This is a genomic window from Rhodococcus sp. PML026, from assembly GCF_000963615.1.
GTDB classification, from domain to species: domain Bacteria; phylum Actinomycetota; class Actinomycetes; order Mycobacteriales; family Mycobacteriaceae; genus Rhodococcoides; species Rhodococcoides fascians.
Genome location: NZ_KQ031373.1, coordinates 292,831 through 305,029, shown reverse-complemented (window position 1 = coordinate 305,029; position 12,199 = coordinate 292,831). Strand labels below are relative to the sequence as shown.

General features: G+C 65.1%; 13 protein-coding genes. 6 read left to right on the top strand and 7 right to left on the bottom strand.

What is annotated here, in order from left to right; genetic code table 11:
* Nucleotides 1-87: 87 nt before the first annotated feature.
* The 5 genes from VF34_RS12040 to VF34_RS12020 all read left to right on the top strand — a co-directional run bounded on the left by VF34_RS12040 (nt 88) and on the right by VF34_RS12020 (nt 5,034).
* Nucleotides 88-498: a hypothetical protein gene (locus VF34_RS12040; protein ID WP_032368664.1), complete on the top strand. Its 411-nt coding sequence runs from the start codon at nt 88-90 to the stop codon at nt 496-498.
* A gap of 196 nt (nt 499-694) precedes the next feature.
* Nucleotides 695-1,576, top strand: coding sequence for a dioxygenase family protein (locus VF34_RS12035; RefSeq protein ID WP_032368663.1), 882 nt, complete (start codon nt 695-697; stop codon nt 1,574-1,576).
* A 202-nt stretch (nt 1,577-1,778) separates the two neighbouring features.
* Entirely contained in the window at nt 1,779-3,200 is a 1,422-nt protein-coding gene (locus tag VF34_RS12030; protein WP_052718665.1) for a lipase family protein, read from the top strand.
* A gap of 51 nt (nt 3,201-3,251) precedes the next feature.
* Entirely contained in the window at nt 3,252-3,893 is a 642-nt protein-coding gene (locus tag VF34_RS12025) for a TetR/AcrR family transcriptional regulator (RefSeq protein ID WP_032368661.1), read from the top strand.
* Nucleotides 3,894-3,924: 31 nt separating this feature from the next.
* The gene (locus tag VF34_RS12020) at nt 3,925-5,034 is read left to right on the top strand and encodes a CaiB/BaiF CoA transferase family protein (protein WP_045841472.1); all 1,110 of its coding nucleotides are present in this window, start codon (nt 3,925-3,927) and stop codon (nt 5,032-5,034) included.
* A 114-nt stretch (nt 5,035-5,148) separates the two neighbouring features.
* Here the strand turns inward: VF34_RS12020 and VF34_RS12015 are convergent, their stop codons facing one another.
* Together VF34_RS12015 and VF34_RS12010 are read right to left on the bottom strand one after the other, a co-directional pair.
* Entirely contained in the window at nt 5,149-5,877 is a 729-nt protein-coding gene (locus VF34_RS12015; RefSeq protein WP_231578217.1) for an SIMPL domain-containing protein, read from the bottom strand.
* 38 nt (nt 5,878-5,915) lie between these two features.
* A complete protein-coding gene (locus VF34_RS12010) occupies nt 5,916-6,473 on the bottom strand; it encodes a YceI family protein (RefSeq protein ID WP_045841470.1) in 558 nt (185 codons plus the stop codon).
* Nucleotides 6,474-6,543: 70 nt separating this feature from the next.
* On the opposite strand from VF34_RS12010, the gene dhaL reads away from it, so the two are divergent.
* Entirely contained in the window at nt 6,544-8,190 is a 1,647-nt protein-coding gene (gene dhaL / locus VF34_RS12005; protein ID WP_045841469.1) for a dihydroxyacetone kinase subunit DhaL, read from the top strand.
* Here dhaL and VF34_RS12000 read toward each other — a convergent pair.
* Genes VF34_RS12000 through VF34_RS11980 form a run of 5 tightly spaced genes read right to left on the bottom strand, consistent with a single transcriptional unit; the run spans nt 8,106 to nt 11,996 of the window.
* Nucleotides 8,106-8,630, bottom strand: a complete 525-nt coding sequence (locus VF34_RS12000; RefSeq protein ID WP_045841468.1) for a GAF domain-containing protein — start codon at nt 8,628-8,630, stop codon at nt 8,106-8,108. The two genes, dhaL and VF34_RS12000, sit on opposite strands and share 85 nt — an antisense overlap.
* On the bottom strand, nt 8,606-9,295 hold the full coding sequence (locus VF34_RS11995; RefSeq protein WP_231578216.1) for a DUF998 domain-containing protein: 690 nt from the start codon (nt 9,293-9,295) through the stop codon (nt 8,606-8,608). The genes VF34_RS12000 and VF34_RS11995 overlap by 25 nt, the downstream gene beginning before the upstream one ends.
* 9 nt (nt 9,296-9,304) lie before the next feature.
* Nucleotides 9,305-10,363 (bottom strand): hypothetical protein, encoded by a 1,059-nt coding sequence (locus tag VF34_RS11990; protein ID WP_156158519.1) that lies wholly within the window; start codon nt 10,361-10,363, stop codon nt 9,305-9,307.
* Between the two features lie 56 nt (nt 10,364-10,419).
* Nucleotides 10,420-10,851 carry a very short patch repair endonuclease gene (locus VF34_RS11985; protein ID WP_032388004.1) on the bottom strand — a complete coding sequence of 144 codons (432 nt, stop codon included), beginning with the start codon at nt 10,849-10,851 and terminating at the stop codon, nt 10,420-10,422.
* Nucleotides 10,848-11,996 carry a DNA cytosine methyltransferase gene (locus tag VF34_RS11980; RefSeq protein WP_176456770.1) on the bottom strand — a complete coding sequence of 383 codons (1,149 nt, stop codon included), beginning with the start codon at nt 11,994-11,996 and terminating at the stop codon, nt 10,848-10,850. The genes VF34_RS11985 and VF34_RS11980 overlap by 4 nt, the downstream gene beginning before the upstream one ends.
* Nucleotides 11,997-12,199: the final 203 nt, after the last annotated feature.

The following is a 12,199-nucleotide window of genomic DNA, read 5'->3' as shown; positions in this document are numbered from 1 at the left end:
TGGTCCGTTGCAGGATGTTCTCGAACAGCGGACGAATTCGACGAAATGGGGAGCATCGCGTTTTCGAGAAATAGAGTCCTTCGCCTCGTGGCGGCACCATTGGTGGCGGGAGCCCTGACGCTGGGGTCGGCGGGCATCGCGTCGGCCGCAACCACCACGGAGCTCAGGCCGGTACAGGCATTCGTCTTCTTGCAACACGGCGTCAGTTTCGGGTCGGGGCCGGTCGAGGCAACGGCGACGGTGATCGAGGCAGGGGAGGTCACGGTGACGACAGTGAGCAAGATTTCTGGTGCGGGTGACATGGGCTCGTCAGCGGTCGGCCTGCTGCCGGTTCCGGTGGCCGTGGTGTGGACGAACATCGACAACGGCCGATCCGGTTCGGCGGGTGGGATATCGACCGAGCCGATCACTCTCGCTACCGGTGCGGGCCGTGTCGATCTCACGATCACGACGGACACGCCCAACCTTCCCGGTGGTGGCCGCGTCGTCGTGGAGTAGCCGTGTCCTCGGCGTGGAGCACTGACGTGAGCGTCCACAATTCGCTCTCACAAACGGGAAAAGGTATTTCAGCACTAATAGTGGGCGCTGAGGTCACCCACAGTGTGGTTCGGTCCAGACCGGCTGGTCCGATGTTGTCGTGATTGGACTCGAGTGGTAAGTTGAAGGTTCAACTTGAGCACTCGAAGGACCGATCATGACATCTGTCGTCAACCCGCCGATCGCGGGCGCAGCGTTCGACGCATTTCTCGCCGATACCGCACCCGCGAGCCGATCCCAGCAGATGTGGACCCCGAACGACGGTCCGATGCCTGCCCTCTACATCAGCCACGGTGCACCCCCGGTGTTCGACGACGCGCTCTGGATGAACGAACTCTTCACCTGGTCGCAGTCGATGCCCAAGCCGAAGGCGATCCTGATCGTCAGCGCACACTGGGAAGAGGCCCCGTTGAGCCTGTCCGCGACGGCTGCGGCGACACCACTCGTCTACGACTTCGGTGGATTTGCCCAGCGTTACTACTCGATGGAATACCGGACTCCCGACGCTCAGGCACTGGCCGCACGGGTGGCCGCGGCCATTCCGGCGTCGGAGAACCTGCATCGGCACACCGCGCGCGGACTCGATCACGGTGCCTGGGTGCCGCTGAAGGTCATGTATCCCTACGCCGATGTCCCGGTTCTGCAATTGAGCCTTCCGACGCACGCCCCCGATCGGCTGATGGCGATAGGCGCTGCGCTGAAGGAACTTCGGGCCGAGGGTGTGTTGGTCATCGGTTCCGGGTTCATGACCCACGGACTGCCGTTCCTGTCCCGGGAGAATTTCGCAACCAATACCGTGCCGACGTGGTCCGAGGACTTCGACCTCTGGGCAGCCGACGCCTTGTCTCGCGGTGACGTCGGGACTCTCGCCGACTTCCGCAGTGCCGCACCGGGAATGCCGTACGCGCACCCCACCGTCGAACATTTCACGCCGTTGTTCGTCACCCTCGGTGCCGCCGAGAATCCGGAAGCTCCGGTGACGACGGCCATCACCGGCTTCCAGTTCGGTTTGGCGAAGCGGTCTTTCGCGGTCGCGTGACGAACGGGAACTACCCCGTGCACTTGGGCTCGATTCAGTTCTGAATCTTTTTCGGCTCGGGGATTGTTATCCACGCCACTTCGCTCTACAGTTCTGAGCACCATCTCGGACATCGGTGTCCAAGATTGTCGGATGCGCTGTACGAAATGTCGCCGGGCGCGCGTCCTGTGGACCCCGTTGTCCGGCGCGAAGGAGTACAGCCGTGTCTTCTGCCCGATCTTGGACGCTGCGGGTAGCGATCGGTGTGGCGACCGTAGCCGCCGCCGTTGCCGCTACGACCAGCCCCGCTTCCGCTGCACCCGATTCCAGCGGTCCGGCCGGTGTGGAGGTTCAGCCGCCTTTGCCGCCGCTCACGTGGCCGAAGATTCCCGAGTTCGACACCGACTTCTACCTTCCTCCCGCCGACGTGGTGGCAGCGGCCGCGCCGGGCCAGGTCATCGCCGCACGGCCCGTCGAGCTGGCTACTCTCAACGTCATTCCCACGCAGGTCGACGCGTGGCAGTTGTCGTTCCGGTCCAACAACGGGCGCGACGAGCCGATCGCCGCCGTGACCACGGTCATCAAGCCGCGGGGAGTGCCTGCGGCACCGCGTCCGTTGATCTCCATCCAGGTGGCCGAGGATTCTCTCGCGGCCTACTGCGCTCCGTCGTACGCGATGCGAGCGGGTGCCATCCCCTGGCCGGTGACCGGCGCGGTGACGTCGGGCGCTCAATTCCTCGAAGTGCAGGCAGCGTTGGCGCAAGGATGGGCGGTGTCGGTACCCGATCATCAGGGCCCGAACAATTCGTTCGCCGCCGGGCCGGTCGCCGGTCGGATCACACTCGACGGCATCCGAGCTGCCGAGAACTTCGCGCCGATGCAGTTGGCCGGGGAGGCCACCAAGGTGGGGATGAGCGGCTATTCCGGTGGCGCGATCGCCACCGGGCACGCAGCAGAACTGGCCGAAAACTACGCCCCTGAGCTCGATATCGTCGGAGTCACCGAGGGCGGCACCCCGGCCGAACTCGGGGCATTGGTCGACAACGCGAACAACACCCTGGGATCGGGCATCGTCGCCGCCGGCATCATCGGTGCCAGCCGCGAGAGTCCCGAGTTGGCCGCCTTCATCGACGAACACGTCGACCCGTTCGGTAGAACGTTGTTCGCGGCCAAGGACAACCTTTGTGTCGGCTACTCGTCGGCGCTGCTGCCGTTCGTCAACCTGAAAGGCTTGCTGCACACCGACGGCGACCCGATCCAGCAACCGGTGGTGAAGAAGGCCCTGTCCGCGATGCAGCTCGGCCGCACCACTCCGAACATGCCGCTCTACGTCTACCATTCCAACCCGGACTGGCTGGTGCCGATCGGGCCGGTCAACGCGATGGTCGAGTCGTACTGCAGCCGTCTGGGTGCCGACGTCACCTACACCCGCGATCATTTCAGTGAGCACATCAGCTTGGAGCTGATCGCTTTTCCGAGTGCGGTGTTGTGGATGCGCGACCGATTTGCCGGTGTTCCGGTGGAACCGGGTTGCCGGACGAACGATGTCGGCTCGATGGCGCTCGACACGCGTGCACACCCGACGTTCGTCGCGGCCGTCGGCGAGATAATCGCCGGATTGTTCGGGAAGCCGATCGGGTCGTGATGGAACCCATCAGCGGGGCTGCGAACGGTGCGTCGCCTGTAGACTCCCTCGGTGACTGTCGCCGATGATCAGGGCCGCATCTACGCCGGACGATCCTCCGCTGTTCGGAAAGCCGATCGACGAGCTCGGTTCTTGCACGCGGCTATCGAGGTCATCGGGGGACGCGGGTACGCCGCCACCTCGGTTGCGGACATCTGCGCCGCGGCCGGCCTCGCGCGCAGTCAGTTCTACAGTGAGTTCGCCAACCGTGAGGCGCTGCTCGTGGACGTCTACGACCTGATCCAAGACGACGCGCTGGCCGCCGTCGTCGCCGCACTCGACGAGCAGGTCGACCGCGACCGTCGCTCTCTGGTCGTCGCAGCGATGACGGCCCTGGTCGGATCGATCGGAGGTGACCCACGTCGGGCGCGCATCTCTTATCTGGAGATGCTGGGTGTCAGCGATGCCGTCGAACAGCATCGGACGCGCCGTCGTGCGCAGTGGGTGGAGTTCTTCGAGAACACCCTGCGCTCGGAAGTCGGTTCCGATTTCGTTCCCCCGGGTGGATACCGCTTGGCCGCAACGGCATTCCTCGGTGCGCTCACCGAGATCGTCTCCGACTGGTCCCGCACTGCTCCGCCTCGTCCACCTATCGAGCAGATCGTGGACACGATGGTTGCCGTCCTGGCAGCGTTCGTTCCGGACCTGAACTGAACTGCAGCCGGCCGCGCAATACAGTGGACCGATGACAGACGCCACCGGTCCGCTCACCGGCCTCGTGGTCGCGGACTTCTCTCGTGTGCTCGCCGGACCGTACGCGACGATGATGCTCGGTGACATGGGCGCGGACGTGATCAAGATCGAGCGACCGGGTACCGGTGACGACACCCGATTGTGGGGCCCGCCTTACGATTCTGCCGGTACGGCAACGTATTTCAACTCGGTCAATCGGAACAAGACGTCTCGGTTCATCGACCTGCAGTCCGAGAGCGGTGTGGCCGAGGCCCGTGAGATCGTCGCGGGCGCAGACATCGTGATCGAGAACTTCCGCGCTGGAACGATGGACCGGCTCGGTCTCGGCTATTCGGCTGTCGCGCAGACGAACCCCGGCCTGATCTACTGCTCGATCACCGGCTTCGGTACCGGCGGCGGTGCTGCTCTTCCTGGATACGATCTGGTGGTCCAAGCCGTCGGCGGGCTGATGAGCGTCACCGGCCCCGACGCATCCACACCGACGAAAGTGGGCGTGGCGATGGTCGATATCGTCACCGGTCTGCATGCGCTGAGCGGAATCCTTGCCGCACTGCATCATCGATCGAACACCGGTGCGGGTCAGCAGGTGCACACCTCGCTGATGGCGTCGGTACTGTCCGCGCTCAGCAATCAGTCGGCGGCATATCTCGGGGCGGGCACCGTGCCGGTTCCGATGGGCAACAAGCATCCGTCCTTGGTGCCGTACGAGGTGTTCGAGACCGCCGATCGACCGCTCGCGTTGGCCGTGGGCAACGATCGGCAGTTCCAGGCGCTGGTCGACGTGCTGGGTACCCCGGATGTGGCAGCGGATCAACGCTTCTCGTCCAATTCTGCTCGTGTCGAACATCGAGATCAGTTGGTCGACATCTTGAACTCGGCGTTGCAGACGCGTACTGCGGACGAATGGTATCGAGAGCTGATGGCCCGCAACGTTCCCGCCGGGCCGGTCAATTCCATCGAGGAGGCCTTCGCGTTCGCGGAATCACTCGGGCTCGAACCACGCATCGAGGTTCCCGGGGCAGCGGCCGAGGGCGTCCGAAATCCGGTGGATTTCTCGGCGACCCCGGTGAACTACCGGCTGCCGCCCCCGCCGGCCGGCTGAGCCCGTGCGTGGTGATCCTGCAACTTGTGCTCCACTCCAGGGCTCGAGTCGGCAAATCCCCGGTGTGCAACCTCTTCAGTGGAGCAATAGTTGCAGCGGCAGTAACTCGCTGCGCTAGTTCAGCGCCCACTTCACCGACACGGACACGCTGACGGTCTGCTGTCCCGGTTCGATGGGCACTGCCGTGTCGAACGAAGCGGAGTCGCGAAAGCTCGTCGGCTGTTCCTGACCGGTGATCGACTCGGTGATCGACAGAACGTCACCGAGTTCGCCGCCTGCGAGCGACGCATACTGCTCGGCGCGATCGCGGGCGTCGGCGAACGCCCTGGACCGGGCATCGGTGATCAGCTCGGAATCGTCGTCGATCTTGAACGACACCCCGGAGATTCGGGTCGCGTTGCGACCGGCGGAGGTGGCGTCGCCCAGGACTGCAGACGCCTTCGACAGGTCGCGCACCGTGACCTGCAACGTGTTGGTGGCCTGATATCCGGAGATGGCCGAGGTGCCGCCCGGCAGTGCTCCGGAGTACTGCGGATCGATCGACACCTGCTGCGTCTGAATGTCCTCGCGTGCGACGCCGGCGGCAATCACTGCGTCGGTCACCTCGGTTACCGCAGCATTGGCCTGTTCGATGGCGGCAGTGACGTCCTCGGCTGTGGCCTGAACGCCGATCTGAGTCGTCAACGTGTCCGGTGCACCCTGGACTTCGCCCACTCCGTTGACGTTCACTCCGGGAGGTCCATCGGGGGACGTGGCCGCCGGACTGCTGCAGCCTGCGGTCAGGGCTACGGCCAACACCAGGGCCGATGCGCACGATCCGATCGTCCATCGATTTCGGTTCACCGCCGTAGTGTCCACCATTGCAGGTGAATTGGGAAGGCTCAGGGCTTGCGATACTTGGCGTCGAACGTCACGGTCACTTCGTCTGCCACCTTCATGGCTCCGAACATCTGCGAATACGGCGTGATGTTGTAATCCGTTTGACGCACAGTAGTTTCGGAACCGATCTGCCATCTGTCGCCGGAGTCGGTGACGTCCACGTCCACGTCCACGGTGATCTCCTTCGAGACACCGTGTATCTCGGCGGTACCCGCCAAGCGAAATCCGGAGGCAACGGCAGTGATCTCCACCGAACGAAATCGAATTGTCGGGTATTTGTTGGCGTCGAAGGTCTTGAGTGCGTTGGCTTTTGCGATGATCTTCTCCGGACCGATCAACGGTGTCAGTCCACCCTCGCCGTGGATCACCTCGAGTGAGCCGACCTCGGCGGTCAGTGACACCGCGGTGGGGGCGTCCCCGGACCACTCGACCGTCGCGGTCCAGGAGGTCACCGCAATCGTGAGTCGATGCCCCATCTTGGATGCCCTTCCGGTGACATCCGTCCGAACAGCCAATTGCCCGCCGTCCGATGCGTCGAAAGCCCAGGTCTCGGTGGTCATCTTCGCGACTGTAGACGCGCGGCGGCCCGGCAGCTCACCGAAGCCGGGAATGGAGGCTTAGTGTGAAGGAATGTTCTCCAATTCTCCTCGAACATTCGTCGCCGACGCCCTCCGCGGCTTCGTGGCCGCCACCGACGACGTCACCTGGCACGCCGATCCCGGATTCCTCACCCGTCGCTATCGCATCTCCGACGGTCAAGTCGCGCTGCTGTCCGGTGGCGGATCGGGCCACGAGCCGATGCATGCCGGATTCATCGGTCGCGGCATGCTCACCGGCGCGTGCCCCGGCCTGGTGTTCACGTCACCGAACGCCCTCCAAGTACACGAGGCATCCAAGGCCGTGGACTCCGGCGGCGGAGTGGTGCACATCGTGAAGAACTACACCGGCGACGTGATGAACTTCAAGATCGCCCGAGAGTTGTTGCAGGAAGACGGTATTGCGGCCGATGTTGTTCTCGTCGACGACGACGTGGCCAGCGAGAGCGAGGACGGCCCGGGTCGCCGTGGCACTGCCGCGACCATCATCGTCGAAAAGGTGTGCGGCGCGGCGGCAGAACGCGGCGACAGCCTGCAGGCGGTGGTCGCGCTGGGGCGTCGAACAGCGGAGAACGCACGCAGTATGGCGGTCGCATTGAACCCGCCGACGCTACCGGGTGCCGACGGGCCGTCGTTCGAATTGCCCAAGGAGGAAATCGAACTCGGCATCGGTATCCACGGTGAGCGCGGCACCGACCGGGTGTCCCGGCTGCCTGCTCAGGAGGTCGTCGAGAAGCTGACCGAGCCCATCGTGAGCTCGCTCGGATTGAACTCGGGCGAATCGGTGATCGCCATCGTCAACGGGCTCGGCGCAACGCATCCGCTCGAACTGCATCTGCTGTTCGGGGAACTCGCGGAGTACCTCGCGGGTAAGGGCATCGAGATAACCCGCTCACTCGTCGGAAGTTTTGTCACCGCGCTCAACATGGGCGGAGCGTCCATCACTCTGGTGCGCGCCGACGACGAGATGCTCGAACTCTGGGACGCCCCCACCGATGCGCCCGGTTGGCCCAACGCGCAGAGCCAAGGTGCGAAACCGGTGGGCGAGCGCGGCGCATTCGGGCCGACGTTCTCGCCGTCCGACACCGGAGAGAAATCGGCATTCGTCTCGGAGTGGATCGGGTCGTGGGCCCAGCGGGTACTCGACGAGGAGCCCGCTCTGACCGAATTGGATCGCAAGGCGGGCGACGGCGACTTCGGTACCAACATGGTGGCCGCACTCGAACAACTCGACCTCGACGCGATCAAGGAAACCTACTCGGCAGCAACGGTATTCGAGGCGGTGAGCGAGGCCTACCTCGGCCACGCAGGCGGTACGTCCGGCGCACTGTTCGGCATCTGGTTCCGGCAGTTCTACCGAACGATGCTCGACACCGAGCCATCGGCCGCGGCTGTCGCAGCGGCCGCGCGGGCCGGACTGGACAGCATCACCGAACTCGGCGGAGCCCGCGTGGGCGACAAGACAATGATCGACGCCATTGCCCCGGCTGTCGACGCGCTCGAGAAAGGCGGCGGCACCCTGCAGGATGCCGCCGACGCCGCGAAGACCGGAGCCGAATCGACCAAGGACATCACCGCCAACCGCGGCCGCGCCAGCTATGTCGGTGAGGCCGCGCGAGGCGTCGTCGACCCCGGTGCGTTGGTCATGGCCTGGTTCTTCGAGGCGGCAGCGTCTAGCTGATCGAACCGAGGAACACCGCCGCGATCGGGTATCGGGCTGTCCAGATCGAAGACACCGATCAGTTTCTCGCCCTGGTACAGCGGAACGACGACCTCGGAGCGAGTGTTCGCATCGCACGCGATGTGGCCGGGAAAGGCATGAACGTCGGCCACTCGCTGTGTCTCGCGGGTGGTCGCGGCAGCGCCGCAGACCCCTTTGCTCAGCGCGATGCGAACACAGGCAGGCTGGCCCTGGAACGGACCGACTACCAGTTCGGCGCCGTCGAACAGGTAGAAGCCGACCCAATTGACCTCGGGCAGAGCGTGATAGACCAACGCGGAGAGATTGGCGGCGTTGGCGATCAGGTTGGATTCCTCGTAGACGAGGCCCCTGGCCTGCTCGGCGAGCTGCTGGTACTGCTCGACCTTGGACCCGTTCAGTGCTGTCGCGGTGAAGGACATGCGCCGAGTCTAAGCGCACACCCCAGCACCACCAGATACGCCGACATCCCGCCCACCTGCACCCGCTGAGCGATACCGAGGCCGTGATCGCCGGGAAGGTTGTCGGCGATCAACAGCCACGCCGTGGCCAGGGCCGTGATGGCCAGCACCGCGACACCGAGCGTCCGAAGCAGGGGATAGGCCCGATAGCGGAATGCGGCGAGCGTGAACGCGATCATGACCGTGAAGATCGCGAACACCGCGATGGTGCTCGTCAGAGCGTGAAGATGATGAAGCTGGGGGAACAACCCGCTGGGCTCGATCGGGCAGCTCGGATCATCGGCGGCCACACACTCGAGGGGCAGCTTCGCGTCGGCGATGGTGGCGATACCGAAGATGCCCGACGCCACCCAGCCGGTGACGACGAGCCGTCGGCGAGGGCTGACGAGGAAGCCGAGCACGGCGGCGAAGATCATCAGCGAACCCGTGACCACGTCTGCGGTGGAGAAGAATTCGCGGTACGGCTGATCGCGGGCATCGAGTTCGCTGAGGAAGGATCGGGCCGGGTCGAGCCCGGTATCGAGGAAGAATTCGGCCACCCACGCGGAGTACAGCAACCCGGCGAGGATCAAAAACACCACCGCGATTACTCGGCGGATATCCACACCTTCGGTTTTCGAGCGCACCGACCAAGGCTAACCAGTGAGCTCGTCGGCAGCTGCCACCGCCAGCGCGACGGCGGAGTCGCAGTCGTCCGCCATGACGGACAGCTCGGGAACCGTGCGGGCGTAACGCGCGGCCGAGTCGTCGTTACCGGGCAGGCCGAGAACGGGGTTGCCCAACACGATGTCGGCCGAACACACCGAATCCGAGTCGCGAGTCTCCACGGTGTAACCGCCCTGCCGGATCTTCTCGCGATCTGTCGAACGCAAGTCGCTGTCGTCGTAGGTGAGCGCGACGTCGAGCAGTACCAAGTTGTCCTCGAACGTCGCCGACGACGCCTCGAAGTGGCAGCCGTACGGATCCGCGGCAGGGTTCCACCGGTCGACCGTCCAGGTCTCGGGCAGATGCTCCAGAACGCTGCACGGATCCTTCGTGGCCAACGGAAGGTTGTACCTGGAATCGGCACGGAGTGGTGGATCGCTCACGAGGCCGAGTGCGGTCTCGGTAACGGATTTCGCTGCACTGCAGGCGTCTCCGTCAGCAAGATAGACGTCGATCGTGGCGAAACTACGACCGGATTCGGTGAGGACATCGTCCATGGGCCCGGAGGTGGTGCCGTCGAACTCGTCGCGAAGCGGGAAGCTGACGCGACACGTCCCTCGGGAGGCGTCGTCGAGGTACACCTGTTCGTCGCCGATCGTGACTTGCTCGAAGTTCGGGTCGGCCGGCGTCGGCTGGTATCCGTTCAGCTTGATCGACACGGAGTCCGTGACGTCCGATCGCCCAGGGTCGACTTCTGCCGAGCAGCTACTCAGTTCGCCGTCCGGTCGGAGCTGCACCACGGTGCCGAGGGCGGTGAGGTCGTCCTCGGTGAGGAATCCGCAGGGATCGAGGCTGCGGACGAAGGCCACCGAGTCGGCCAGATAGCGGTCTGCCTCCGACATCTCGAATCCGTACCGGTTCTGTCCCGCCGGCGACGCACTGCCGGCGGGGAACGCGCTGCCGAGCAACACCACCGCGCATCCACTGGTCGATACCGACATCGCCGCTGCCATCGCCGCAAGCACCCAACTTTTACGCACTGTCCTCATCCCCCGACTCGAATCGACCGATCATCAGGTTGGACGCGCGGGGAGTGCTGTGGGTTTCAGTCGGTCACTATCGGATCTGCAGCGAGATCATCGACGACGCGTTGGGCGGCGACGACCGGGTCCTCGTGTTCCCAGATCCGCACGACGCGCCAGCCTTCCTCGATCAGGCGGGTGTCGGTGTCGCGGTCGCGGGCCACGTTGGCAGCCAGCTTGTCGGCCCACCACTGGGCGTTGTTGCGTGGTTTCGTCGCGTGGACGGGGCAACTGTGCCAGAAGCAGCCGTCGACGTAGACCGCCACTTTGCGACGGGGAAACACCAGATCTGCTCGACGCCGCATGCCCTTCAGCGGGGCGCGGTCGACGAAGTAGCGCAGTCCTCGTCGGTGCAACTCTCGACGCAGCGCCACTTCTGGCTTGGTGTCGCGGCGGCGTTGCTTGCTGAGCCGTGCACTGGTTTTCGCATCGGTGACGGGGCGCTTCGCGCTCACACCGACACCCGTTGCGTGTACCCACCCATGCGCTCGAGGTGGGCGTCGAGGTCGTCGAGAAAGCCGTCGGCGAAGCGGAGGTTGCCGGCTCGCGCGCGCTTGAGGAACCCGGCCGTGGCTCGCGCCGACAGCAGGGTGGAGTCGTCCAGGAAGTCGATCAGGTCCTCGGGCGGTTCGTGCACCGGCATGGTCGAGACGGTTACCTTGAAGCTCGCGCGGTCTCGGCCCCACGCGGCCGTCGGCCAGGCCTGACCGGGCAGCAATGCGGTATCGCCTGCGACGTCGTAGGGCTTCGGGTCGTCGAGTGCACCGGCCACCCACGACGCCATCCGCACACTGACGGCATTCCCGACGAGCTTCCAGCGATGCCCGGTGCGCACCCCGGCGCGCTCGACCGCGGGCAGCGTCCAGTCCGGATCGAACCCCTGCAGCCGCTCGGCCCCGATGATGCCGGGCGTGACGATCTCCCCGGACGGCAACCGCACGGCCGGCGGACTGGCGATGCCGAGGGAGGAACCGCCCTTGAGGGTGGGGACCGCATTGACGGCCCAGCCCAGTCCGCGGGTGCCCTCGGTCCAGTAGAAGCCGCAGGGCGCAGTACTCGGATCGCCGTCGGGCAACGGCCCGGCATCCTGCGAGAACAGCACCTCACGCGGATCGTCGGTGCGCGAGGCCAGCATCACCACGCGCTGTCGACGCTGCGGCAACCCGAACGCACGGGCGTCGACGACGCGGTAGGCCCACATGTAGCCGAGGTCCTCGAGCGCATCGGTGATGTGTCGCATGGCTGCGCCACGTCCGAGTTGCAGCATGAACGGCACGTTCTCCATCAACAGCCACCGCGGGCCACGGCGACGTGAGACCAGCCGGAACACCTCGTCGACCAGCCCGGAGCGAGCCCCGGTGATGCCTGCGGTCCGTCCGGCCTGGGAGAGATCCTGGCAGGGGAAGCCGGCAGCAACGAGCTCGGTGCCGGTGGGCAGGCTGCGCAGCGTGGTGACGTCGGTGTGCAGCGGAACGTTCGGCATCCGCGCCGACAGCACCGCGCCGGCACCCGGATCGATCTCGCACAACAGCTGCGTCGTCCACCCTGCCTCGGCCAACCCCAGCTCGAGCCCGCCGATACCGGCGAACAACCCGACCATCGACCGTGTGCTCACGTATGCCCTTCTCTCGCCCGACGGGTTCACGTTACTCGAGAGCCGGTGCGCTGAGCGTCCACGAGCTGAGCGTCGGTCGAACTTGACCTCGACCGCGCTCGAGGTTCCACACTGGAATGCACGCCGCCGAAAATCGGTTGGAAACTGAGCCTGAGCAATGAAATCATTCGGGCACCGCAATAAGGAGA